This is a genomic window from Mycobacterium sp. KBS0706 (assembly GCF_005938675.2).
Taxonomy (GTDB): domain Bacteria; phylum Pseudomonadota; class Alphaproteobacteria; order DSM-16000; family Inquilinaceae; genus Inquilinus.
In genome coordinates this window covers 1-23569 of record NZ_VCCH02000109.1, presented here as the reverse complement: position 1 = coordinate 23569, position 23569 = coordinate 1, and the positions used below count along the sequence as shown (strand labels likewise).

General features: G+C 68.9%; 22 protein-coding genes and 1 pseudogene. 11 read left to right on the top strand and 12 right to left on the bottom strand.

Going from position 1 to position 23569, the window contains the following annotated elements:
- Positions 1-9: 9 nt before the first annotated feature.
- On the bottom strand, positions 10-129 hold the full coding sequence (locus FFK22_RS35490; RefSeq protein WP_138887372.1) for an NAD(P)-dependent oxidoreductase: 120 nt from the start codon (positions 127-129) through the stop codon (positions 10-12).
- Between the two features lie 177 nt (positions 130-306).
- A complete protein-coding gene (locus FFK22_RS35485; RefSeq protein ID WP_221939095.1) occupies positions 307-1272 on the bottom strand; it encodes a GlxA family transcriptional regulator in 966 nt (321 codons plus the stop codon).
- A gap of 106 nt (positions 1273-1378) precedes the next feature.
- Between FFK22_RS35485 and FFK22_RS35480 the strand changes: the two genes are divergently transcribed.
- The 7 genes from FFK22_RS35480 to purU all read left to right on the top strand — a co-directional run bounded on the left by FFK22_RS35480 (position 1379) and on the right by purU (position 10075).
- A complete protein-coding gene (locus FFK22_RS35480) occupies positions 1379-2632 on the top strand; it encodes a sarcosine oxidase subunit beta family protein (RefSeq protein WP_138887370.1) in 1254 nt (417 codons plus the stop codon).
- A gap of 10 nt (positions 2633-2642) precedes the next feature.
- The gene (locus FFK22_RS35475) at positions 2643-2945 is read left to right on the top strand and encodes a sarcosine oxidase subunit delta (RefSeq protein ID WP_138887369.1); all 303 of its coding nucleotides are present in this window, start codon (positions 2643-2645) and stop codon (positions 2943-2945) included.
- The gene (locus FFK22_RS35470) at positions 2942-5941 is read left to right on the top strand and encodes a sarcosine oxidase subunit alpha (RefSeq protein ID WP_138887368.1); all 3000 of its coding nucleotides are present in this window, start codon (positions 2942-2944) and stop codon (positions 5939-5941) included. Before FFK22_RS35475 ends, FFK22_RS35470 begins: the two co-directional genes overlap by 4 nt.
- Positions 5942-5954: 13 nt before the next feature.
- Positions 5955-6479 (top strand): sarcosine oxidase subunit gamma, encoded by a 525-nt coding sequence (locus tag FFK22_RS35465; RefSeq protein WP_138887367.1) that lies wholly within the window; start codon positions 5955-5957, stop codon positions 6477-6479.
- A 22-nt stretch (positions 6480-6501) separates the two neighbouring features.
- On the top strand, positions 6502-7779 hold the full coding sequence (gene glyA / locus FFK22_RS35460; RefSeq protein ID WP_138887366.1) for a serine hydroxymethyltransferase: 1278 nt from the start codon (positions 6502-6504) through the stop codon (positions 7777-7779).
- A gap of 62 nt (positions 7780-7841) precedes the next feature.
- On the top strand, positions 7842-9218 hold the full coding sequence (locus tag FFK22_RS35455) for an L-serine ammonia-lyase (protein WP_138887365.1): 1377 nt from the start codon (positions 7842-7844) through the stop codon (positions 9216-9218).
- Positions 9218-10075 (top strand): formyltetrahydrofolate deformylase, encoded by an 858-nt coding sequence (gene purU / locus FFK22_RS35450; protein ID WP_138887364.1) that lies wholly within the window; start codon positions 9218-9220, stop codon positions 10073-10075. Before FFK22_RS35455 ends, purU begins: the two co-directional genes overlap by 1 nt.
- Before the next feature lie 11 nt (positions 10076-10086).
- Here purU and FFK22_RS35445 read toward each other — a convergent pair whose 3' ends face one another.
- From FFK22_RS35445 to FFK22_RS35400, 10 genes are all read right to left on the bottom strand, one after another.
- Entirely contained in the window at positions 10087-10686 is a 600-nt protein-coding gene (locus tag FFK22_RS35445; protein WP_138887363.1) for a dimethylsulfonioproprionate lyase family protein, read from the bottom strand.
- A gap of 8 nt (positions 10687-10694) precedes the next feature.
- On the bottom strand, positions 10695-11489 hold the full coding sequence (locus FFK22_RS35440; protein WP_138887362.1) for a pyrroline-5-carboxylate reductase: 795 nt from the start codon (positions 11487-11489) through the stop codon (positions 10695-10697).
- A 10-nt stretch (positions 11490-11499) separates the two neighbouring features.
- A complete protein-coding gene (locus tag FFK22_RS35435) occupies positions 11500-12345 on the bottom strand; it encodes a proline/glycine betaine ABC transporter permease (protein ID WP_138887361.1) in 846 nt (281 codons plus the stop codon).
- Entirely contained in the window at positions 12342-13187 is an 846-nt protein-coding gene (locus FFK22_RS35430) for a proline/glycine betaine ABC transporter permease (protein WP_138887360.1), read from the bottom strand. The genes FFK22_RS35435 and FFK22_RS35430 overlap by 4 nt, the downstream gene beginning before the upstream one ends.
- An 11-nt stretch (positions 13188-13198) precedes the next feature.
- Positions 13199-14203 (bottom strand): glycine betaine/L-proline ABC transporter ATP-binding protein, encoded by a 1005-nt coding sequence (locus tag FFK22_RS35425; RefSeq protein WP_221939094.1) that lies wholly within the window; start codon positions 14201-14203, stop codon positions 13199-13201.
- 154 nt (positions 14204-14357) lie between these two features.
- A complete protein-coding gene (locus FFK22_RS35420) occupies positions 14358-15209 on the bottom strand; it encodes a glycine betaine ABC transporter substrate-binding protein (protein ID WP_186002838.1) in 852 nt (283 codons plus the stop codon).
- An 80-nt stretch (positions 15210-15289) separates the two neighbouring features.
- Positions 15290-16618 carry an FAD-binding oxidoreductase gene (locus FFK22_RS35415; protein WP_138887358.1) on the bottom strand — a complete coding sequence of 443 codons (1329 nt, stop codon included), beginning with the start codon at positions 16616-16618 and terminating at the stop codon, positions 15290-15292.
- Positions 16615-18120, bottom strand: a complete 1506-nt coding sequence (locus FFK22_RS35410; protein WP_138887357.1) for an aldehyde dehydrogenase — start codon at positions 18118-18120, stop codon at positions 16615-16617. Before FFK22_RS35410 ends, FFK22_RS35415 begins: the two co-directional genes overlap by 4 nt.
- A complete protein-coding gene (locus FFK22_RS35405; RefSeq protein ID WP_138887356.1) occupies positions 18113-19024 on the bottom strand; it encodes a dihydrodipicolinate synthase family protein in 912 nt (303 codons plus the stop codon). Before FFK22_RS35405 ends, FFK22_RS35410 begins: the two co-directional genes overlap by 8 nt.
- Positions 19021-19731, bottom strand: a complete 711-nt coding sequence (locus tag FFK22_RS35400; RefSeq protein ID WP_138887456.1) for a GntR family transcriptional regulator — start codon at positions 19729-19731, stop codon at positions 19021-19023. Before FFK22_RS35400 ends, FFK22_RS35405 begins: the two co-directional genes overlap by 4 nt.
- Before the next feature lie 701 nt (positions 19732-20432).
- Between FFK22_RS35400 and FFK22_RS35390 the strand changes: the two genes are divergently transcribed.
- From FFK22_RS35390 to FFK22_RS35375, 4 genes and pseudogenes are all read left to right on the top strand, one after another.
- Positions 20433-21965 (top strand): phage tail sheath subtilisin-like domain-containing protein, encoded by a 1533-nt coding sequence (locus FFK22_RS35390; protein WP_221939092.1) that lies wholly within the window; start codon positions 20433-20435, stop codon positions 21963-21965.
- Positions 21966-21977: 12 nt separating this feature from the next.
- Positions 21978-22502: a phage tail protein gene (locus FFK22_RS35385; protein ID WP_138887353.1), complete on the top strand. Its 525-nt coding sequence runs from the start codon at positions 21978-21980 to the stop codon at positions 22500-22502.
- 24 nt (positions 22503-22526) lie between these two features.
- A complete protein-coding gene (locus FFK22_RS35380) occupies positions 22527-23261 on the top strand; it encodes a phage baseplate protein (protein WP_138887352.1) in 735 nt (244 codons plus the stop codon).
- Positions 23246-23569, top strand: a pseudogene (locus FFK22_RS35375) (hypothetical protein); the annotation flags it as partial. The gene FFK22_RS35380 and the pseudogene FFK22_RS35375, both read left to right, overlap by 16 nt.

Here is a 23569-nt window from a genome sequence, read left to right as displayed (position 1 = left end):
CGGCATCCATCAGCTTCTGCTCGAGCCGGATGGCAAGCGGACGGTCGCGAACGGTCTGCGACGTGCCTGCCAAATGGCGGCGACCTTCGAACCGATCAGGCCGGTCCCGCCTGTGACGACGATCTTCATGGGTCCACCTCTCGCGAACGGGCACCGGTCGAGGGAGGCCCTCACGTCACGGCCGGCGCCTGGAAGCGAAGGATCGCGGATCGCGGGACCCGCCTCCATTGTGCCGACCGGTAGTCCGGCACATCGAAGGATGGGACACCCTGTCTCTTGGCACAGGTCGGGTTGTCGGTGATGTGGTCAGGCCGGCGCCCGGCTCCGACGGAAGGCTTCCGGAGTCATTCCCTCTGAAGCGCGGAATGCCCGGATCAGATGCGGCAGGTCGCAGAAGCCGGTGTCGGCCGCGATCCGGGTCGCCGACCGCCCGGTCGTTTGCAGCAGGTGCTTTGCCTGGTCGAGCCGGATCACCCGGTCGGCCTGCAGCGGCGTCATCCGCAGCGCCTCCCGGAAATGCCGTTCGAGCTTCCGCCGGCTGACCCCGAGCCGCGCCACCACCCGCCCGATCGAGAGCGGCGCGTCGATCGACTGCTGCATGACGAGAAGAGCCTTCTGCACCAGCGCATCGCCGGTGGCGAGCGCCAGCGGCATGCCGGGCTGCGGCTCCTCCGCCGCCATGGCCTCGTCGATGATCATGATGTGCAGGCTTTTCGCGGCGCGCGCCCGGCCCAGGTGGCGCTCGACGATGAAAGCCGCGAGATGCGCCGAGCTGATCCCGCCCGAGCAGGTCAGCCGGTCGCGGTCGACGACGAAGATCTGGTCCGAGACCGGCTCCAGCCCGTCGAACCGTTCGAGGAAATCCTCGTGATGGAACCAGCTGACGCAGGCGCGATAGCCCTGCATCAGCCCCGCCCGGTGCAGGACGAAGGTGCCGGTGCAGACCCCGACCAGCGGCACCCCGGCCTCGGCGGCGCGCCCGAGGAAGCCCACCGTGTCGGGATGCAGCTTCTCGATCTCGTCGACCAGTCCGCCGACGACGACGAGATAGTCGAACCGCGCCGGATCGCCGAGCCGCTCGTCGGGCTGGACCGAGACACCGCTGCTCGATGCGATCGGGTCCGTCGTCGGCGACAGGACCTTCCAGCCGCACAGGATCGGGCGCGACCGGTCGCCCTCGTCGGCCGACAGCCGCAGGACGTCGACGAAGTTCGCGAAGGCGCAGAGCGTGAATCGCCGCGCGAGGATGAAACCGACGTTCAGCTTCGCCATTTGCCGACCCCTGCTGCCGTCAGCGTACAACATTTCTGACGCTTCCATACAGCCCGGACACCCAGAATTCCGGCATTCATCCGCCGGAAAATTCGGGGAGGCCCGCATGACGCATTTCTCCTTCGCCCAGGTCATCAAGGGCGCGCTGACCGGCCAGAAGAACTGGACGCCGCAATGGCCGGATGCGCAGCCCAAGGCGGCTTACGACGTGGTGATCGTCGGGGCCGGCGGCCACGGCCTCGCCGCGGCCTATTACCTGGCGAAGGAGCATGGGGTCACCAATGTCGCGGTGATCGACAAGGGCTGGCTCGGCGGCGGCAACACCGGGCGCAACACCACGATCATCCGCTCGAATTATCTCTATGACGAGAGCGCGCGGCTGTACGACCACGCGCTCGACCTGTGGGAAGGACTGTCCCAGGAGCTGAACTACAACGTCATGTTCTCGCAGCGCGGCGTGATGATGCTGGCGCACAACGTCCACGACGTGCAGTCCTTCCAACGCCACGTCCACTCGAACCGCCTGAACGGCGTCGACAACCAGTGGCTGAGCGCGGCGGAGGCGAAGCGCTTCTGCCCGCCGCTCGACATCTCGCCGACCGCCCGCTACCCGGTGATGGGGGCGGCCCTGCAGCGCCGGGCCGGCACGGCCCGCCACGACGCGGTCGCCTGGGGCTATGCCCGCGGCGCCGCGGCGCGCGGCGTCGACATCATCCAGAACTGCCCCGTCACGGCGATCCGCCGCGGGCCGGACGGCCGGGTCACCGGTGTCGAGACGGCCAGGGGCTTCATCGCCGCGAAGAAGGTCGCCGTCTCCGCCGCCGGCCATACCTCGGTGGTGATGGAGACCGCCGGCGTCCGCCTGCCGCTGGAGAGCTATCCGCTGCAGGCGCTGGTGTCCGAGCCGGTGAAGCCGGTCTTCCCCTGCGTCGTCATGTCGAACACGGTGCACGCCTATATCAGCCAGTCCGACAAGGGCGAACTGGTGATCGGCTCGGGCACCGACCAGTATGTCAGCTATTCGCAGCGCGGCGGCCTGCCGCTGATCGAGCACACCGTGGCCGCGATCTGCGAGATCTTCCCGATCTTCCGCCGGATGCGGATGCTGCGGAAATGGGGCGGCATCGTCGACGTGACGCCCGATCGCTCGCCGATCCTGGGCAAGACCCCGGTCCCCGGCCTCTACGTCAATTGCGGCTGGGGCACCGGCGGCTTCAAGGCGACGCCCGGCTCCGGTCATGTCTTCGCCCATACGATCGCCCGGGACGAGCCGCACCGGATCAACGCCCCCTTCACGCTCGAGCGCTTCACCACCGGCCGGCTGATCGACGAGGCCGCCGCGGCCGCGGTCGCGCATTGAGGACCCGCCCATGCTGCTGATCCACTGCCCCTATTGCGACCAGGACCGGCCGGAGCTGGAATTCGCCTATGCCGGCGAGGCGCATATCGCCCGCCCCGCGGATCCCTCGACGCTCACCGACGAGGAATGGCGCGACTTCCTGTTCATCCGCTCGAACCCGCGCGGCCATCATTTCGAGCGCTGGCGCCACGTCAACGGCTGCGCCCGCTTCTTCAACGCGGTGCGCGAGACCGTCTCCGACCGGTTCCTGCTGACCTACAAGGCGGGCGAACCCCGCCCGGACCTCGCCCGCCTGACGGGAGGGAGCGAATGACCAGCCACCGCATCCCGGGCCGCGGCCGCGTCGATTCCAGCCGCCCCGTGCACTTCACCTTCGACGGCAAGGCCTATCAGGGCCTGGCCGGGGACACCCTCGCCTCGGCGCTCCTCGCCAACGGCGTCCACCTCATGGGCCGCTCCTTCAAGTACCATCGCCCCCGCGGCGTGGTCTCCGCCGGCTCCGACGAGCCGAATGCCCTGGTCGGCACCCGCCGCGGCCCCGGCCGCTTCGAGCCGAACACCCGCGCCACCGTCCAGGAGCTGCGCGACGGCCTCGACGCGACCAGCCAGAACCGCTGGCCCTCGCTGGCCTTCGATTTCGGCGCGATCAACGACCGGCTCGGCTCGCTGTTCTCGGCGGGCTTCTACTACAAGACCTTCATGTGGCCGCGCGCCTTCTGGGACCGCGTCTACGAGCCCGTGATCCGCAACGCCGCCGGCCTCGGCGTCTCGCCATCGGAGCCCGACGCCGACCGCTACGCCGCCCGCTTCGCCCACACCGACATCCTGATCGTCGGCGCCGGCCCGGCCGGCCTCGCCGCCGCGCTGGCCGCCGGCCGCTCCGGCGCCTCCGTCATGCTCGTGGACGAGAACGCCGAGCCGGGCGGCTCCCTCCTCTCCGAGCCTGCCGTCGTCATCGACGGCAAGCCGGCCTGGGACTGGCTTGCCGCCACCCTGGCCGAGCTCAGCCGGCTGCCGAACGTCACCCTGATGCCGCGCACCACGGCGATCGGCTACTACCACCAGAACCTCCTCGGCCTCTGCCAGAAGGTCACCGACCACCTCGCGACCGCGCCGGAGGGCGCGCCGCGCGAGCGGCTGTGGAAGGTCCGCGCCGGCCAGGTCGTGCTGGCCCAGGGCGCGCTGGAGAAGCCGCTCGTCTTCGACGGCAACGATCGCCCCGGCGTCATGCTCGCCGGCGCCGCCCAGACCTACCTCAACCGCCACGGCGTGAAGGTCGGCGATCGCCCGTCGGTCGTCACCGCCCATGACAGCGCCTGGCACGCCGCCTTCGACCTCGCCGAGGCCGGGGTGAAGCCGGCCGCCATCGTCGATCTCCGCCCCGCGGTGGACGCCGCCCTGATCGACCGCGCCCGCGCGCTCGGCATCGAGGTCCTGCTCGGCCACACCGCCACCGGCACCCGGGGCCGCCTGCGAGTCAAGGCGCTGCGCGTCAACCCGCTGCGCGAGGGCAGGGCCGGCGCCGCCCGCGCCATCGCCTGCGACGCCGTGCTGATGTGCGGCGGCTGGACGCCCTCGCTGCACCTGTTCAGCCACACCCAGGGCCGCCTGGCCTGGGACGATGCCCTGCAGGCCTTCCTCCCCGGCAAGACGAACGAGGCGGTGCACATCGCCGGCGCCGGTCGCGGCCTCTGGGGCATCGCCGCCGCGCTGGCCGACGGCGCCGCCGCCGGCGCCCGGGCCGCCCGCGACGCCGGCCGCGCGGCCGATGCGCAGGCCTACACCGTCAGCGCCGACCGCAGCGGCACCGGCGTCACGCTCAAGGAGCTGCCGACCGACCGCAACCCGGCCACCGCCAAGGCCTTCATCGACTTCCAGAACGACGTCACCGCCAAGGACATCCGCCTGGCCGTGCGCGAGGGCATGCGCTCGATCGAGCACGTCAAGCGCTACACCACCAACGGCATGGCGACCGACCAGGGCAAGATGTCGAACATCAACGGCCTGATGATCGCCGCCGACGCGCTGGCCAAGGCCCCGCCGCAGGTCGGTCTCACCACCTTCCGGCCGCCCTACACCCCAACCACCTTCGGCACCTTCGCCGGCTACCACCAGGGCGTGACCTTCGACGTCACCCGCAAGACCCCGATCGACCCCTGGGCCGAGGCCGCCGGCGCCGTGTTCGAGCCGGTCGCTCTGTGGCGCCGTGCCTGGTACTTCCCGCAGGCGGGTGAGGACATGCACGCCGCCGTCGCCCGCGAGTGCCGCGCGACCCGCGCCTCGCTCGGCATCTTCGACGCCTCGACCCTCGGCAAGATCGAGGTGGCGGGACCGGACGCCGTCACCTTCATGGAGCGGATGTACACCAATCCCTGGGCGAAGCTCGGGGTCGGCCGCTGCCGCTACGGCCTGCTGCTCGGCGAGGACGGCTTCATCCGCGACGACGGCGTGATCGGCCGGCTGGCGCCGGACCGCTTCCACGTCACCACCACCACCGGCGGCGCCGCCCGGGTGCTGAACATGATGGAGGACTACCTCCAGACCGAATGGCCCGAGCTGAAGGTCTGGCTGACCTCGACCACCGAGCAATGGGCGACGGTCGCCCTGAACGGCCCGAACGCCCGCAAGCTGCTGGAACCGCTGGTCGAGGGTCTCGACCTCTCCGACGCCGCCTTCCCGCACATGGCGGTCGCGGAGTGCACGGTCGCGGGATTGCCGGCACGGCTGTTCCGCGTCTCCTTCACCGGCGAGCTCGGCTTCGAGGTCAATGTCCCCGCCCGCCACGGCCGCGCCCTCTGGGAGACGCTGTGGCAGGCCGGACAGCAATACGGCATCTGCGCCTACGGCACCGAGACGATGCACGTGCTGCGCGCCGAGAAGGGCTACATCATCGTCGGCCAGGACACGGACGGCACGCTGACCCCTGACGATGCCGGCCTGTCCTGGGCGATCGGCAAGGCCAAGCCCGACTTCGTCGGCAAGCGGTCCCTGGCCCGCCCCGACATGGTGGCGAAGGGGCGCAAGCAGCTGGTCGGCCTCCTGACCGAGGACCCGAAGACCGTGCTGCAGGAAGGCGCCCAGATCGTCGCCGATCCAGGCCAGCCGAAGCCGATGACCATGCTCGGCCACGTCACCTCCTCCTATTGGAGCGAGGCGCTCGGCCGGTCGATCGCCATGGCCGTCGTGGTCGACGGCCGCGACCGCGAGGGTGAGACGCTGCACATCCCGATGCCGGACCGGACGCTGAAGGCCCGAATCGTCGCCAGCACGGTCTTCTACGACCCCGACGGCACCCGGCTCAGGGCCTGAGATGGAGAGCGCCATGGACACCCTGAACACGCGGTTCGCCGCCGTGACGATCACCGAGCTGCCCCCGGCCACGCGAATCTCGCTCCGCCTCGCCGACCGCGAGGCCGCCGCCGGTGCACTCGGCCTGGACCTCCCGTCCCGGATCGGCCTGCGCGCCGTGGCCGGCGACCGCAGCGCCCTCTGCCTCGGCCCCGATGAGTGGCTGGTCGAGGCGCCCGCCGCCGCCGGCGCCGCCCTCACGGCCACCCTCGGCGATCTCGCCGCGCGCCTGCCCCTCAGCGCCGTCGAGGTCTCCGACCGCGAGATCACCCTCGCGCTCGAAGGCCCGGCCGTGCTCGACCTGCTGGCCACCGGCTGCCCGCTCGACCTAGCCCGGATGCCGACAGGCGCCGGCACCCGCACCGTCTTCGACACCGTCCAGGTCGTGCTGACCCGCGAGGCCGATGACCGCTTCCACCTGACCGCCTGGCGCTCGTTCACTCCGCATGTCCGGGCGCTGCTCGATCTCGCCGCCCGCGAACTCGCCGCCGGCCTCTAGGCTCAAGACAAGGGACACGCCCATGCCCGACACCGCCGCCCCCCGTCTGTCCGACCTCACCGACCTCGCCGTCGCCGCCGCCGTCGCGCGCGAGCTCGGCCGCCAGCAGGACCAGATCGAGCTGATCGCCTCGGAGAACATCGTCTCCCGCGACGTGCTGATCGCGCAGGGCTCCGTCCTGACCAACAAGTACGCGGAAGGCTACCCGGGCAAGCGCTACTACGGCGGCTGCGAGTTCGTGGACGAGGTCGAGACCATCGCCATCGACCGGGTGAAACAGCTGTTCGGCGCCGCATATGCCAACGTCCAGCCGCATTCCGGCGCGCAGGCGAACCAGGCGGTGTTCCTCGCGCTGCTCCAGCCCGGCGACCGGATCATGGGCATGTCGCTGGCCCATGGCGGCCACCTGACCCATGGCTCGCCCGTCACCATGTCGGGCAAGTGGTTCGACGTCGTCGACTATCAGGTGCGCGAGAGCGACCAGCTGATCGATATGGCCGCGGTGCGCGCCCGCGCGCTCGAGACCCGGCCGAAGCTGATCGTCGCCGGCGCCTCGGCCTATCCGCGCGAGATCGACTTCGCCGGCTTCCGCGCCATCGCGGACGAGGTCGGCGCGATCCTGATGGTCGACATGGCGCATTATGCCGGCCTGATCGCCGCCGGGCTGTATCCGAACCCGGTGCCGCACGCCCATGTCGTCACCTCCACCACCCACAAGACCCTGCGCGGCCCCCGCGGCGGCATCATCCTGACCAATGACGAGGCGCTGGCGAAGAAGCTCAACTCCGCCGTCTTCCCCGGCAACCAGGGCGGCCCACTGATGCATGTCATCGCCGCCAAGGCTGTGGCCTTCGGCGAGGCGCTGCAGCCGTCGTTCAAGGGCTATGCCGCCAGGGTGATCGCCAATGCCCGCGCGCTGGCCGCGACACTCCAGGCCGGCGGCCTCGACATCGTTTCAGGCGGCACCGACTGCCACATGGTGCTGGTCGACCTGCGCCCGAAGGGCGTGAAGGGCCGCGACGCCGAGCGGGCGTTGGAGCGCGCCGGCCTGACCTGCAACAAGAACGCGATCCCCTTCGACCCGGAGAAGCCGTTCGTGACCTCCGGCATCCGCCTCGGCACCTCCGCCGGCACCACCCGCGGCTTCGGCGAGGCCGAGTTCCGTCGTGTCGGCGAGCTGGTGCTGACGGTGGTCGAGAGCCTCGCCGCCGCCGGCCCCGAGGGCGACGCCGCCGTCGAGGCCGAGGTGCAGGCCGAGGTCCGCCGCCTGTGCGCCGCGCACCCGATCTACGCCGACTGACGTTCACGATTTCACCGCTATGATGGTCCGGGCGCGTGGCCCGGATCAGGCTCGGAGGCCGCATGTTCCTGAGCGTCTTCGACATCTTCAAGATCGGCATCGGCCCGTCGAGCTCCCACACCATGGGCCCGATGCTCGCCGCCAGCCGCTTTCTTGACGCGCTCCGCGCTGGGGCCGGCCGCGAACCCGGCTCCGGCGCCCCCGCCCGGCTCGAAGCCAGTCTTCACGGCAGCCTTGCCTTCACCGGCAAGGGCCACGCCACCGATCGGGCCGTGATCCTCGGCCTGCTCGGCTTCCGCCCGGAGACCCTCGATCCCGACGAGGCCGAGCGCCGCGAAGCCGGGCTGAAGGCGACCAGCCGCATCGACGTCCCCGGCATCGGCCCGCTCGCCTTCGACCCGGACACCGGCGTCGTCTTCGACTACGGCCCGCCGCTGCCCGGCCATGCCAACGGCCTGGTGCTTCGCGCCTTCGACGCCGCCGGCAACCTCCATCTCGCCGAGACCTACTACTCGATCGGCGGCGGCTTCGTCCTCACACAAAGCGAGCTCGACGACCGCGGCGCACTGTCCGACGACACCGCCCGCCCCTATCCCTTCGCCACCGCCGCGGAGATGCTGGCCATGGGCGACGCCGCCGGCCTCGGCATCGCCGCGATGAAGCGCGCCAATGAGGGACCCGATCTCGATGCCGGCCTCGACCGCATCTGGCAGGCGATGGACGCGTGCATCGACCGCGGCCTTGCCGTCGACGGCACGTTGCCGGGCGGCCTCAAGGTGCGACGCCGGGCGCGGGCCATCCACCAGGCCCTCCTCGCCGAGCGTGGCTCCAACCGGGCCCAGCCCCATGCCGCCAATGAATGGCTTTCGGTCTATGCGATGGCGGTGAACGAGGAGAATGCCGCCGGCGGCCGCATCGTCACCGCCCCCACCAACGGCGCCGCCGGGGTGGTGCCGGCCGTCATCCGCTACTATCGCGACCACTGCGTCGGGGCGACCCATGACGGCATCCGCGACTTCCTGCTGACCGCGGCTGCCGTCGGCGGGATCATCAAGACCAATGCCTCGATTTCCGGCGCCGAGGTGGGCTGCCAAGGCGAGGTCGGCTCCGCCGCGGCCATGGCCGCGGCCGGCTTCTGTGCTGCCCTGGGCGGCACCAACGCGCAGATCGAGAATGCCGCCGAGATCGCGCTCGAACACCATCTCGGCATGACCTGCGATCCGATCCGCGGCCTTGTCCAGGTCCCCTGCATCGAGCGGAACGGCCTCGGCGCCATCAAGGCCGTCGCCGCCGCCTCGCTCGCGCTGCGCGGCGACGGCAACCACGTCGTGCCGCTGGATGCCTGCATCGAGACCATGCACCAGACCGGCCGCGACATGAGCGTGAAGTACAAGGAAACCTCCACCGGCGGACTCGCCGTGAACCTGCCGGGGTGCTGATGCCCGACACGTCCCTCATCCTCACCCTGTCGTGCGACGCCCGCCCGGGGATCATCGCCGCCGTCACCGGGACCATCGCCGACCTCGGCGGCAACATCACCGAGAGCGCCCAGTATTGGGACCGCACGACCGACCGCTTCTTCCTCCGCATCGCCTTCATCGGCCCGGCGACTGTCAATCCGGCCGGGCTTGAGCGCGCGCTCGCGCCCGCGGTCGTGCGGTTCGGCATGGAGTTGCAGGTGATCGACGCCATGCAGCCGCCTCGGATCATCATCATGGTCTCGAAGTTCGACCATGCGCTGCTGCACCTGCTCTATCAGATCCGGGTGGGGTGGCTGCACGCCGAGGTCGCGGCGATCGTGTCGAACCACGAGGACGGCCGTGGCATCGCCGAGGAGGCGGGCCTCCGCTTCGTCCACCTGCCGGTGACCCGCGACACCAAGGCCGAGCAGGAGGCGCGCCTCCTGGAGCTCGTCGCGGAGACCGGTGCGGAGGCCGTCATCCTGGCCCGCTACATGCAGGTGCTGTCGAACGACCTTGCCGGGCGGCTGTCGGGACGGGCGATCAACATCCACCACTCATTCCTGCCGGCGTTCAAGGGCGCGAAGCCCTATCACCAGGCGCATGAGCGCGGCGTGAAGCTGATCGGAGCGACCGCCCACTATGTGAACGCCGACCTCGACGAAGGCCCGATCATCGAGCAGGAGGTCGCCCGCGTCAGCCACGCCGACAGCCCCGACGACCTCGTCGCCATCGGTCGCGACATCGAATCCCGGGTCCTGGCCCGGGCGGTGAAGCTGCATCTCGAACGACGGGTGATGCTGTCGGGGAACCGGACGGTGGTGTTCGGGAAGTAGCCGGCCGTCGGCTACGCCTGCGGCTGGACCCAGAGCGCCCAGAAGGCAAAGAGCGGCGTGTCGGCCGAGCGCATCGCGTGCGTGATGAAGGGCGTGTTGTAGAGCGAACCGCCGACGCCCGGCGTGAACCAGTCGCCGTCGCCCTGGCGGAACGCGCCGTCGGACAGCACCAGGTAGGTCTCCTCCGGCGCGTGCGAATGGTCGGTATAGCGCACCCGCGGTGCGAGCAGGGACGCCCCGAACGAGATGTCGTGGCGGTCCTCGATCCCACCGGGCCCGAAGATCATCGCATTGGCGTGGCCATCGACGAAATTGGCGCTGGCGGTCTCGTCATAGCTGGCCCGGCGGACCCATTCGAGCTCCGGCTCGATGGCACGGAAAGTCTGAATCACGCGGTCGAGCGAGGCACGCGGCGTCGCCACCGCCAGGGCGGCGTCGAGCTGGGCGCAGACCGGCAGGCGGCTTCCGGGACTGCCCCGTTTTGGAGCCGGTGTCGCCAAGGCGACGGCGATGCGCCGGAGCGACGCGCGAGCCTCAGGGCCGGGAGCAACCTCGACGAAGGCGCCGAGGGCCGCATCGGTGAACGACTGGAGGGCAGCGTCGCGTTGCACGGGTTGCACTATGTCGCGGCGCTGAGGTCGAGCGATTTCTTCAGCGCCGCGGCGAGACCGGCCGACACCGCCGCCTCGAAGCCGGACGCTTGCATCGCCTCGATCGCGGCGGCGGTGACGCCTCGATATTCGAGGAAGGCCGCCACCGTCTTGTCAGGATCCTGGCCGTCTTTCTCGAAGAGCCGACCGGTCCCGACGAGCAGCGCGACGACCGCGCGGCGCGCGACCTCCGGCGGAAGACCGTGGGCCGCGGCGTCGCGCATCATCGCGGCGGCCAGCAGGGCGGGATAGGCCGGCCCTGTGCCCGAGAGGCCGGTCATGTAGTCGATCTCCGCCTCGGTGGCGACCTCGTCCCCGCTGCCGAAGGTGGCGAGGAGTTGCCCCACCGTCACGCGGTCCTCGTCGGTCACCTGCGCGCTCGCAGTCCAGGGCGTATAGGATTTGCCCACCTCCGCCGCCGCGTTCGGCAGGGCGCGGACAACGCGCGATGTGCCGAGGCGCGACGCGATCTCCGCGATCGTCACCCCGGCCATGACCGAGATGACGAGCCTTCCCGGCGCCGAAGCCTCGATCGCCGGCCAGTCCTGTGGACGGACCGAGAGGATGACGACGTCGGAGCGGTCGATGAGCCCCTGATTGTCGTGGGTCCAATGGGCCTCGGGCAGCCAGCCGGGTGGCGCGCTGCGGCAGGAGAGGGTGAGATTGCCGGGCGACAGCAGCTGCACGCCGACCATCGCCCGCGCGACAGCGCCGCCGATCCAGCCATTGCCGCCGATGATGCCGATCCGTGTCTTTGCGTCCATGCCGTCCTCCTCAGCTCCGGGCCGCCTGCACATGCCCCCGCTGCAGGACGGCCCGCGACATCCGGTCGAGCAGGATCGCCACCGCGACGATGGCCAGGCCGGCGCGCAGGCCGAGGCCCATCTCCATGCGGGTCAGCCCGCGCGTCACCTCCGCCCCCAGGCCGCCGGCGCCCACCAGCCCGGCAAGCACGACCATCGCCAGCGACAGCAGGATGCACTGGTTGAGGCCGACGACCAGCGTCGGGATGGCGGACGGGACCTCGATCTTGAACAGTATGGTGCGGGGCGCGGCGCCGATGGCGTGGCCCAACTCGATCAGGTCGCGCCGCACCTGCTTGAAGGCGAGCGTCGTCAGACGCAGCATCGGCGGGATGCCGTAGACGATCGTCGCGATGATCGCCGGAACCCGGCCGAGGCTGAAGATCATCACGGCGGGGATCAGATAGACCCAGGGCGGCACCGTCTGCATGACGTCGAGGACGGGGCGAAGCGCTGCCTCCAGCCGCGGCCGACGGGCGGCGAGGATGCCGATCGGGACCGCGACCGCGACCGAGATCGCCACCGAGACCGAGACCAGCGCGATCGTTTCCATCGACTCGTCCCAGAGGGCGAGGAGGTAGCAGAAGCAAAGGGCGACGGCGGCGAGGATCGCGGCGCGCCAGCCCAGCAGCGCCCAGGCAAGCGCGGCGGCGATCAGGACCACGGCGTAGGCGGGCGGGAACAGCAGCGCCGCCTGCAGGCCGCCGAGCACCGCCTCGATCACCGCGCTGATGGCGGCGAAGAGGCCGTGAAAGTTGGTGTTGAGCCAGTCGACGACGGGCGCGAGCCAGGCGCCCGGGGAGAGATCGAAGGTCATGGCTTGCCCCTTCCGGTCCGCACGATGGTCTGGGTCAGGCGATCGATCACGATGGTCAGGATGACGATGGCGATGGCGGCATCGATCGATTTGGCGATGTCCAGCGTGCGGATCGCCTTGTAGATCGTCTCGCCGAGGCCGCCCGAGCCGACGATGCCGGCGATCACCACCATGCCGAAAGCCATCATCAGGCACTGGTTGATGCCGGCCATGATGCTCGGCAGCGCGAAGGGCAGGCGGATCTTGAGGAACATCTGCGCGTGGGTCATGCCGGTGGCCTGCCCGAGCTCGACGAACTCTTTCGGCGTCCGGCGGATGCCGAGCGAGGTGAGCCGGATCGCCGGCGGCATCGCGACGATCAGGGTCGCCATCAGCGCGGTCGCCGGGCCGTAGCCGAGCAATGCGATCGCCGGCAGCAGGTAGATGTAGGGAGGCATCGTCTGGATCAGGTCGAGCAGCGGCTCGACGGCGCGGTCGAGCTTCGGCATGAGCCCGGCGAGAACCCCGATCGGCAGGCCGATGGCAAGGGCGAGGCAGGTCGACGAGATCACGAGCGCAAAGGTGCTCATGGTCTCGGGCCACAGGCCCATGGTCCAGCAGATCGCGAGGCCCACGGCGGTCAGGATGCCGAACCGGAGGCCGATCAGGCGCCACCCGATCAGCCCGAGGATGACCGCGATCACCGGCCAGGGCGGCAGCGTCAGGAGCGCGAGGATGCCGTCATAGAAACCTTCGAAGGCGGCGCGCAGCCCGTCGAACAGGAAGGCGCCGTGGTCGCCCACCCAGATCAAGGCATCGTCGACCCAGGTGTCGAACGCGTCGGCGAGGGCGGATGGATCCATCTGGCTCTCCCTCAGCTCCGTGCGGGTTCGGAGGTCTGCGCCCCCTTCACCGCCAGGAGCAGGCTGCGCGGGGTGACGACGCCGACGACCGCTCCGTCGTCGCGGACGGCGATCCCCTCGCCGAACGCGCCGAGCGTGAGATCGATCAGCTCGTCGATATCGGCCTGCGGCGAGGTCCCGGGCAGAGCCGAGACGTCGATCCCGGGCCGTTCAACGCGATACGCAGCGACCGGGACCATCACCGAGTGCGCCTTGATGAGATGGAGGCGGGAGATGCCGGCGACGAACTCCCTGACATAGTCATCGACCGGGTTGAGGATGATCTCCTCCGCGGTGCCGACCTGGATGATGACGCCATCCCGCATGATCGCGATGCGGTCGCCGATGCGGATCGCTTCGTCGAGGTCGTGGGTGATGAAGACGGCGGATTTGCCGAGATCCTTGGTGAGCTGGCGGAACTCATCCTGCAACTGGCGGCGGATCAGCGGGTCGAGGGCGCTGAACGGCTCGTCCATCAGGATGATCTCCGGGTCGGCGGCAAGCGCGCGGGCGAGGCCGACGCGCTGCTGCATGCCCCCCGAGAGCTCGGCCGGAAAGCGCTCCAGCCAGTCGGCAAGGCCGACCTTCGCGAGCGCCGCCTCGGCGGTGCGATTCCGGTCCGCCTTGGCGATGCCCTGCACCTCCAGGCCGAACGCCGCGTTCTCGAGGACCGTTCGATGCGGCAGCAATGCGACGCTCTGGAAGACCATTCCGATGTGATGGGCACGCATCTGCCGGAGCTCGGCGGCGCCGAGCTTGGCGAGGTCCCTGCCCTTCACGAAGACCAGCCCGCCGCTCGGCTCGATCAGGCGGTTCAGCATGCGGATCAGCGTGGACTTGCCGCTGCCCGACAGGCCCATGATGCAGAAGATCTCGCCACGGCGGACCTGGATCGTCGCGTCCGAGACGCCAACGACGCAGTTGAACTGCTGGAGCACCTCGCGCTTGCCAAGGCCACGGTCGGCGATGGCCCGCATCGCCACAGGCGCCTGGTCGCCAAAGACCTTCCAGACCGAGCGGCAGTCCACCAGGACCTCCTCGGTGTCGGTTTTCGGTATAAACATGGTCCCACCCTCGGGGTATGCGCCGCTGGCGGGCCGCGCGCAGCGTCGGCGGCCCGCCGCTCCGGCGTCAGTACGTCTTGATGTTCTCCCAGAGCTTCAGCAGGCCGGCATTGGCCGCGGTCCAGTCGGCGATCGCCTGCTCCATCGACTTGCCGTCCTTCACGGCGCCGTTGATCGCGGTGATGTCGGCATTGGGCACGAAGACGCTGGCGATCAGCTCGCGGGCTTCGGGATTCGCTTCGGAGAAGCCCTTCTGGCCGATCCAGTAGTAGCCCTGCGGCGGCGGGAAGACGCTTTTGGGATCCTTCAGGAACTTCAGGTCGAACTTCTGGAACATCCAGGACGGCTCCCAGATCGCGACCGCGATCCACTCCTTCCGGTCGACGGCCGATTTCAGCGCCGCCGTCATGCCGGCGGTGCTGCCCTCGACCAGCGTCAGGTCGAGCCCGTAGTCCTTGACGGCATTCCCGGCGTCGCGCATCAGGCCGGACCCCGGCTCGATGCCGATGATCTTGCCGCCGAACTTGTCCGCGTTCTCGTTCAGCTGTTCGATCGAATCGATGGTGACATAGGTGGGCACGGCAATGGCCTGGTAGAGGCCGTGCGACACCGGCGAGATCTTCTCGAGGCGGCTCTTGTTCTTGTTCCAGTAATCCTGGGCCGCATAGTCGATCTGCGACGTCAGGATCTGGACGTCGCCCTTGGTCAGCGCCGCATAAGCGATGCCCCATTCGGCGAAATCCGTCACGGTGACGGTATAGCCGGCGTCCTCCAGGACCTTCTTGGTGATGCCGGTGATGGGGGTCAGATCCTCCCATGACAGCGTCCCCATCTTGATGGTCTTCTCCTGGGCCTGGGCCGGCAACATGCTCAGCCCGACCAGGGCGACGGCGCATAGCGTCTTCCAGATCGTCTTCACTTTTCGTCCTCCTCTGTTGTTGGAATTGGTTGTCCAAGGCTCGGCCAAGCCGTCGAACCCGTTTTTCTTGGCCTGAGAGATCAGCCTTCCCGGCCGGCCCGCACCTCCTGCCAGCGGATCACCATGCGGGCCCCGAGCCCGGCAACCGGCCCCGGCGGGAGCCGGCTCGGCTTCGGTTGGTTCAGGTAGCGATCGAGGTCGTCGGACCGGGTTCCGGTCGCGAGATCGGCCGCCATCATGCCTGCGAGCGTGCTCTTGACCGTGCCGAGCCCGTTCTCGCAGCAGGCGGAGTAGAGACCCTCCTCCACCTCGCCGAAGGCCGGGACATGGTTCCGGCTAAGGCAGATGCGGCCGGCCCAGCTGTGGTCGAAGGGCAGGCCCGCGAGGTCGGGGAAGCGCGCATCGAAGGAACGCCGCTGCTGTGCCGCGGTCGCGGCCACCCGCTTCTCCGACACCTGGAGCCCCGGGTCGTAGGTGAACCGCGTACGGATCACGATTCGCGACGCATCGCCGGCCGTGATCTTGCGCAGGGTGGCTCCCATCGGGTCGGCAGGAAGAAGAGCCCAGCGGTCGCGACCGGCCTTTCCGGTGAAGGGCGCCGTCATCGAGGCATAGGTGAAGACATGCATGAGCCGGCCGCGGAAATGGCCGAACTCCTGGACCAGGCCGTTGACGCCAAGGATCACCTTGGGCGCCGTCACCGAGCCGCGCGCCGTGCGCGCCCGCCAGGCGCCACCGCTCCGCGACAGCTCCACGACCGGCGAGTTCTCGTAGAGCTCGATCTTCGCACCGAGCCCGGCGGCGAAGGCGTGGATGTAGTCAGCCGGCTCGATCAGCACAGCGCCCGGCGTGTAGAGCCCGCCGAGATAGTAGGCGCTGCCGGTGATGTCGCACATTTCGGCGGCATCGATCCGGCGCAGGGGCTCGCCGATCCGCTCGAGCGACCGTGCGAAATCCTCGTTGAGCTTGAGCCCCCGCCCGGTCGCGGCCGCATTGATCTTGCCGCACGGATCGAAGGTCGCCGCCGACATCCCATACTCGATCGCAGCCTCCCTGGCGAAGGCGATGGCAAGCCGGTTCTGCGCCATCTCCAGCGCCGTGCCGGCCGCGTCCCCGACCGAATACTCTCCGGAGGAGAGATTGTGGGGCACGTCGATCATGAAGCCGGAGTTCCGGCCGGACGGGCCCTGCGCCAGCTCCCGCGCATCGAGCACGACGATGCGGGCGCCGGGACAGAGCCGGGTCAGGCGCCGCGCCGCGGAGAGGCCAGCGAAGCCCGCGCCGACGATCAGCCAGTCGGCGGTCCCGTCCGCGTCGAGCGTCCGGACGGGACGGGTGCGATGCGAGATCGCCTCCCACCCCGACCGGCCGGTGTCGACCGGCAGGCGCTCGACCAGGTGCTGTGTCACCGGACCATCTCGTCGATCGAACGATCGGACACGTCGATCCAGATCGTCTTCAGTTCGGTGTACTGGTCGTGGGCGAAGATCGACTTGTCGCGGCCGCCGAAGCCCGACTCCTTGTAGCCGCCGAAGGGCGTGGTCACGTCGCCCTCGCCGAAGCAGTTCACCGTCACCACCCCGGCACGGATCTCGCGCGACAGGCGGATCGCGTTGCGGAGGCTGCCGGTGAACACCGAGGCCGCGAGGCCGTAAGGCGTGTCGTTGGCAAGCGTGACGGCCTGCGCCAGCGTCTCGAAGCCGGTGACCGCGAGGACCGGGCCGAAGACTTCTTCCTGGAAGAGCCTGCTGCCGGGGGCCACGTTGTCGACGACGGTCGGCGCGACGAAGATGCCGCCTTCGGTGCCGCCGCCCAAAGCCGGTTTGCCGGCCTCTTCGAGATAGGACTTCACCTTCTCGAAATGCGCCGTGCTGACGAGGGCGCCGACCCGGTTCTCCGGGTCGAGCGGGTCGCCCATCCTCCACTCGCGCATATAGGCGGCGATGCGCTGCATCAGCTCGTCCTTGACCGATGCGTGGACGATGAGGCGCGAGGTCGCCGAACAGTTCTCGCCCATGTTCCAGAAGGCGCCGTTCACTACCTGCTCGGCGACGAGATCGAGGTCCTCGGCGTCGGCCAGCACCACGGCGGGATTCTTGCCGCCGCACTCCAGCACGACGCGTTTCAGATTCGAATCCGCCGCATAGCGCAGGAACCGCCGCCCGGTGGCGGTCGAGCCGGTGAAGCTCACCATCGCCACGTCGTCGTGCAGCCCGAGCGGCTCGCCGGCGTCCTTGCCGGTGCCGGTCACCACATTGAAGATTCCGGCCGGAACCCCGGCTTCGATCGCAAGCTCGGCGACGCGCAGCGTCGACAGCGATGTCTGCTCGGCCGGCTTGACGATGACCGAGCAGCCTGACGCCAGCGCCGGCCCGATCTTCCAGGCGAGCATCAGCAGCGGGAAGTTCCACGGCAGCACCAGGCCGACGACCCCGATCGGCTCGCGCACGACCAGCGCGAGCGAAGTCGCGGCAACCGGCGCGGTGCTGTCATAGATCTTGTCGATCAGCTCCGCGTGCCAGCGGATGGTGTGGATCGTGTCCGGCACGTCGACCGTCTGGCATTCCCGGATCGGCTTGCCGCTGTCGAGGCTCTCGAGCACCGCGAGCTCGTGCCGGTTCTCCTCCATCAGCTTGGCGAGCTTCAGCAGCACGGCCTTGCGCTCGCCCGGAGCAAGCTGCCGCCAGCGTCCGTCCTCGAAGGCCTCCTTCGCCTTGGCCACGGCGAAATCCACATCCGCCGCGTCGCAGGCGGCGACCTCGGCAAGGGTCTCGCCGGTCGCTGGATTGACCGTCGGAAAGGTCCTGCCCGAGGCGGCAGGGCGGAAGGCGCCGTCGATGAAGGCGTTGCCGGAAACCGTCAGCGTCTCCGCGATCGCCCGATACTCGGCAGCGGTCAGAAGGTCATGCATGGTTCGCTCCCGAGGCGATCTGGGCGACCGTCCGCTTCAACGTGGTGACGACGGTCCTGAGCCCGCGCTTGTCGTCCTCATTGAGCGGCCGGAGCGGTGCGCGCAGGCCGCCCGCCTTCAGCCCCGCCAGCTCGCAGCCATACTTGATCGACTGCACGAACTTGCCGCCGTCGAGGACATGCATGAGCGGCATCATCGCCATCATGATCCGCCGGCCCTTGTCGAAGTTCTTCTCGAGGACGCAGGCCTCGTAGAGCGCGATGTGCTCGGCCGGGAGGAAGTTCGATCCGGCGCAGACCCAGCTCCGCGCCCCCCAGGCGAACAGCTCCAGCGCCTGGTCGTCCCAGCCGCAGGACAGCGCGATGTTGGGGAAGCGCCGGGCCAGCATGTGCACCTGGCCGAGGTCGCCGGAACTCTCCTTGATCGCGACGACATTCTTCGACCGACCGACGCGGGCGAAATACTCCTCGCCCATCGAGACGCCCATCCGGCCGGGATAGTTGTAGAGCATGATCGGGAGGTCCGCCGCACGGTCGATCGTCAGGGCATGAACCGCATTCTCCCGTTCGGTCGGCAGCGCATAGGGCGGCGAGGTGACCAGGATGGCGTCCGCCTTGATCTCCCGCGCGGCCTTGGCGTAGGCGACCGAATCCTCGGTGCGGATGGCGCCGGTGCTGACGATCAGCGGCAGGCGGGTGCCGACGACCTCCTTGGCGTAGCTCGCGAGATCGACGCGCTCCCGCGGCGTGTGGGCATAGTACTCGCCGGTCGAGCCGCCGATGATGATGCCGTGGACCTTCGCCGCGATCAGGGATTCGAGAACCTCGGCGAAGGCCGTCCGGTCGATCGCTCCGTCGGTCCCGTGCGGCGTGATCGCCGGCGTGTAGATTCCTTCGAACTTCACGACGATTTCTCCAGTCTGGGCCCGCCTGCCTCGACCAGGGCGTCGGCCTTCAGCCCCTGCGGAGCGATGTAGAGCTCCATGTTCTCCCGGGAGAGCTCCCAATGGTCGAAGACGAGGCTGACCACACCCTCCTCATCATGCGCAGCGATGGCCGAGATGAAGGCGTCATGGTGCTCGACGGCCAGGCTGAGGCGCCGGTGCATCTCCGCGTCGCGCGGCCGGAAGAAGGTGTGCCCGATGCGGGCGTGATCGATCAGCAGGCGCCCCAGGCTCGGCTGGAGATAGACGTTTCCCGACATCTCCCCCATGATTTCGTGGAACCGGTTGTTCTCGAGCACCATCGCCAGCGCGTCTTTCGCCTCGGTGGCGGCCCGAAAGCGCTCCTGCGTTTCCTGGAGATCAGCGAGCTGCCTCGACTTGAAGTTCTGGACCGCGAGTCGTCCGATCGCCGCATAGACCATGGGCGCGACGAGGAAGAACTGACGAAGCGTCCCGTGGCTCATCGGCGAAACCCGTGTCCCGCGGTTCTCCCGGATCTCGACATAGCCCTCGCCCGCTAGCCGGCGGAAGATTTCGCGGACCGGCGTCCGCGAAACGCCGTACCGCTCGCCCAGGGCCATCTCATCGAGATCCGCGTCGGGATCGAGCTCCATGGTCAGGATCTGACGCTTCAGGTCCTCGTAGAGACCGTCTTTTCCGCCTTTCACTGCAGGCTCCCCATGTTGCGGGCGTTGCCGCGCCCGTCTCCATCCCGGCACGATGTCATGCTGAATACACAATGTCAAACACTATGTATACGTCACGTATACTAAATGATCGCTTTCGGTGTGCACCGTCGATAGAGGCGGGGTTCGGACGCCATCCCTGGCCGTCGTCTGAAGGAGCCGAGAGTCTGTGGAGCACAGATCGAATCTGGGCCGGGAAGCCGAGTGCCAAGCACCGCCGAGATGACACCGGCGCTGTGCAGGCCGTGCGAGATTCGATCCTTGAACCATGACACGCAGGCACGGGAGCACTGCCGCAAGGAGCGGCACAACGGCCTCAGCACGCCCGAACAACGTCACGGCACCAGGCCGTCAACGCCATAAGTATTTATATCCAGCTGCAACCCACTCTTCCCGGACTCCAGCGGTGAGGTGAATTGATCGAATTTTACATTATTTCGATTGTTTGATTTGCGCAGATTGCTATTTTTCCCCGATTGACGCATATTTTTGATTGCGTTATTCTGCTAGAAGGATATTGGAGTTTTTGACTTAATAACCAAGAAATAATCGAAGCAATAGAGTCTCTTTGATTTGATGTTCTAGGGCGGCCGCTGAAACCGACGGACAACCGTTGAGGGAGGCCAAATATGCCGACGATGGTCAGCTATCCTGGTGTTTACATCGAAGAGATTTCCAGTGGCGTGCGAACGATCACCGGCGTCGCCACGTCGATCACGGCCTTCATCGGGCGAACGCGCCGCGGGCCACCGAACGACCCGGTCCGGGTGCAGAGCTTCGCCGAGTTCGAGCGAACCTTCGGCGGCCTGTGGTCGGCCTCGACGCTGGGCTACGCCGTCGCTCAGTTCTTCCAGAACGGCGGCGGCGACGCGCTGATCGTGCGCATCGCCGGCAGCGGCGGCGCGGCCTCGAAGGCCTCGGTCAGCAAGCTCGTTCCCGGCCCCGCGGCCGCGGCGCCAACGGGCGCCTTGTCACTGGTCGCGGCCGCCAACGGCACCTGGGGCGATTCCCTGTGGGCCCGCATCGAGCCGGTTCCGGGCAGCGCCGACGACACGGTGTTCAACCTCACCGTCCTCGACAACCAGACCGGGACGACCGAGCAGTTCCTCAACCTGTCGACCGACGCAGCCTCGCCGCGATACGTGAAGACCGTTCTCGAGCAAGGCTCGACCCTGGTGCGTGTCGACGGGGCCGTGCCGGCGAAGCTGGTAGCGGGAGTGGTCGACGAAAAGACGCTCGACCCCAAGAAGCCGCCCATTCTCGACGACGCCCTCTCGGAGCAGTTCAAGAGCGGCGGCGACGGCGGCGACATCACCAACGACGACATCTCGAAGCCCGACCTCGAGGCGAAGAAGGAGGGGATCTGGGCGCTCGAGAAGGCGGATCTCTTCAACCTGCTCTGCATCCCGCCGCTCAAGCCCGACGCCGATCTGGGCCTGCAGACGCGCGACGCCGCGACCGCCTATTGCAAGAAGCGGCGGGCGCTGTTCATCGTCGATCCGCTGATCGGCTGGGACAGCCATGCCAAGGCGCTCAAGGGCGTCGACGCCACCTTCATGGCACGCAGCTCCTACGCCGCCCTGTTCTTCCCCTTCGTGCGGGCGCCCGACCCGGAGAAGAAGGGGCAGGTCGCATCCTTCGCGCCCTGCGGCGCGGTCGCCGGCATCTTCGCCCGCACCGATGCGGCGCGCGGCGTGTGGAAGGCGCCGGCCGGGCTGGAGGCGACGATCAGCGGGGTGTCCGGCCCGACCGTCAAACTGACCGACGGTGAGAACGGCCAGCTCAACCCCCAGGCGATCAACTGCCTGCGGTCCTTCCCGAACTTCGGCACTGTGGTGTGGGGCTCCCGCACCCTCGACGGGTTCGATCAGCTGGGATCGGAATGGAAATACATCCCGGTCCGACGCCTGGCGCTGTTCATCGAGGAGAGCCTGTATCGCGGCACCCAATGGGTCGTTTTCGAGCCGAATGACGAGCCGCTATGGGCCCAGGTCCGACTCAATCTCGGCGCTTTCATGCACAACCTGTTCCGGCAGGGCGCCTTCCAGGGCAAGTCGCCGGCCGAAGCCTATTTCGTGAAGTGCGACAAGGACACGACGACCCAGAACGACATCAATCTCGGCATCGTCAACATCGTCGTCGGCTTCGCACCGCTGAAGCCCGCCGAGTTCGTCGTCATCAAGATCCAGCAGATCGCTGGCGACATCGCGACGTAACGGGAGGGGATCATGGCTCAGTTCAGCGTCAATGCTCAGCGCTTCGATCCCTACAAGAACTTCAAGTTCCGCGTGAAGTGGGACGGGAAGTACGTCGCGGGGGTCAGCAAGGTCGGCATGCTGAAGCGCACGACCGAGGTCGTGAAGCATCGTGAAGGCGGCGACCCGTCCAGCAGTCGCAAGTCGCCCGGCCGCAGCGAGTTCGATGCCATCACGCTCGAACGCGGCGTCACCCACGACCTCGAATTCGAGGCCTGGGCGAGCAAGGTGTGGCGGATCGGGGCCGGGCTGGGCGCCGAGGTCTCGCTCAAGGATTTCCGCAAGGACATCCTGATCGAGGTCTACAACGAGGCCGGCCAGGTCGCCCTGACCTACAAGGTCTACCGGTGCTGGGTGTCCGAATACCAGGCGCTGCCGGATCTCGACGCCAACGCCAACGCCGTCGCCATCCAGCACATCAAGCTGGAGAACGAGGGCTGGGAGCGCGACGTCGCGGTGCCCGAGCCGGCAGAGCCGACGCTCGCCGCCACAGCGTAAGCACAGGGCCATAAGGCAACACCCATGCGCAGTCCCGGCAGTGACGAGCTCCTGGCGCTCTGGGAGCGCGGGCTCGGCGAGACGTCGGTCGCGCGCGGCCTGGCTCTCCTCGGGCTGGTCCGCCCCGACCTGGATGCCGACGCGGCCGCCGATCTCAGCATCGGTGCACGCGACGGCTTGCTGCTCGATCTCCGCGAGCTGCTGTTCGGGCGGTCGATCCAGGGGCTGGTCGAGTGTCCTGCCTGCGGCGACACGCTGGAGACCGAGACGGCGACCGGCGCGCTGCGCGCCGCGCCCACCGGCGATGCCCTGGAGATCCGCCGGGCCGACTATGCGCTGAGCCTTCGCCTCCTTACCAGCCGCGACCAGATCGCGGCGGAGCGCGCCAGGCCGGAGGAGCGCTGGCGCCTGCTGCTGGAACGCTGCGTCACCGCGGCCAGCCGGTCCGGCGTGCCGATGCCGGTGCCGCAGCTGCCGGCGGAGATGGTGGCGGCGGTGGAGGACCGCATCGCCGCGCTCGACCCCCAGGCCGACATCCAGCTCGCCCTGTCCTGCCCGGCCTGCGGCCACCGGTGGCACGCGGCCTTCGACATCCTGTCCTTCCTGTGGACCGAGCTCGGCGAATGGGCGGTGCGCACCCTGCGCGACGTCCACCGGCTCGCCCTCGCCTATGGCTGGAGCGAGCGCGACATCCTCGCGCTCACCCCGGTCCGGCGGCGGCACTATCTCGGGATGCTCGACGCATGGCCGGCTTCCTGACCCGTATCGCCGTGCGGCTGGGCGAGCCGGAGAGGCAGCTCCGGCCACGACGCCCGTCGCTGTTCGAGCCACCGGCGACGCACCTGGCGCTCGACGGGGTACCGGCGGATGGGCCGGACAGCACTTTCGACACTGCGGTCGAGGCCGATGCACCGGCCGCCGAGGCGCCCCCGGCGGTGCCAGCCGCGCCGTCGCGGCAGCGGCGGACCGGCCGACGCGGCGCCGCGCCAGGCCCCGTCGGCCCGGACCATCGCGCCGACATGCCGCCGGAAGCGGTCGACTCCACCGCCAACTACCTGAAGCGCTCC

Bases quoted from the DNA above. Each gene is read 5' to 3' on its own strand.
- FFK22_RS35490 (WP_138887372.1), bottom strand. From the start codon at position 129: ATGAAGATCGTCGTCACAGGCGGGACCGGCCTGATCGGTTCGAAGGTC.
- FFK22_RS35480 (WP_138887370.1), top strand. From the start codon at position 1,379: ATGACGCATTTCTCCTTCGCCCAGGTCATCAAGGGCGCGCTGACCGGC.
- FFK22_RS35455 (WP_138887365.1), top strand. From the start codon at position 7,842: ATGTTCCTGAGCGTCTTCGACATCTTCAAGATCGGCATCGGCCCGTCG.
- FFK22_RS35440 (WP_138887362.1), bottom strand. From the start codon at position 11,489: ATGGACGCAAAGACACGGATCGGCATCATCGGCGGCAATGGCTGGATC.
- FFK22_RS35465 (WP_138887367.1), top strand. From the start codon at position 5,955: ATGGACACCCTGAACACGCGGTTCGCCGCCGTGACGATCACCGAGCTG.
- FFK22_RS35430 (WP_138887360.1), bottom strand. From the start codon at position 13,187: ATGGATCCATCCGCCCTCGCCGACGCGTTCGACACCTGGGTCGACGAT.
- FFK22_RS35410 (WP_138887357.1), bottom strand. From the start codon at position 18,120: ATGCATGACCTTCTGACCGCTGCCGAGTATCGGGCGATCGCGGAGACG.
- glyA (WP_138887366.1), top strand. From the start codon at position 6,502: ATGCCCGACACCGCCGCCCCCCGTCTGTCCGACCTCACCGACCTCGCC.
- FFK22_RS35385 (WP_138887353.1), top strand. From the start codon at position 21,978: ATGGCTCAGTTCAGCGTCAATGCTCAGCGCTTCGATCCCTACAAGAAC.
- FFK22_RS35485 (WP_221939095.1), bottom strand. From the start codon at position 1,272: ATGGCGAAGCTGAACGTCGGTTTCATCCTCGCGCGGCGATTCACGCTC.
- FFK22_RS35380 (WP_138887352.1), top strand. From the start codon at position 22,527: ATGCGCAGTCCCGGCAGTGACGAGCTCCTGGCGCTCTGGGAGCGCGGG.
- FFK22_RS35425 (WP_221939094.1), bottom strand. From the start codon at position 14,203: ATGCGGGCCATCGCCGACCGTGGCCTTGGCAAGCGCGAGGTGCTCCAG.
- FFK22_RS35470 (WP_138887368.1), top strand. From the start codon at position 2,942: ATGACCAGCCACCGCATCCCGGGCCGCGGCCGCGTCGATTCCAGCCGC.
- purU (WP_138887364.1), top strand. From the start codon at position 9,218: ATGCCCGACACGTCCCTCATCCTCACCCTGTCGTGCGACGCCCGCCCG.
- FFK22_RS35435 (WP_138887361.1), bottom strand. From the start codon at position 12,345: ATGACCTTCGATCTCTCCCCGGGCGCCTGGCTCGCGCCCGTCGTCGAC.
- FFK22_RS35475 (WP_138887369.1), top strand. From the start codon at position 2,643: ATGCTGCTGATCCACTGCCCCTATTGCGACCAGGACCGGCCGGAGCTG.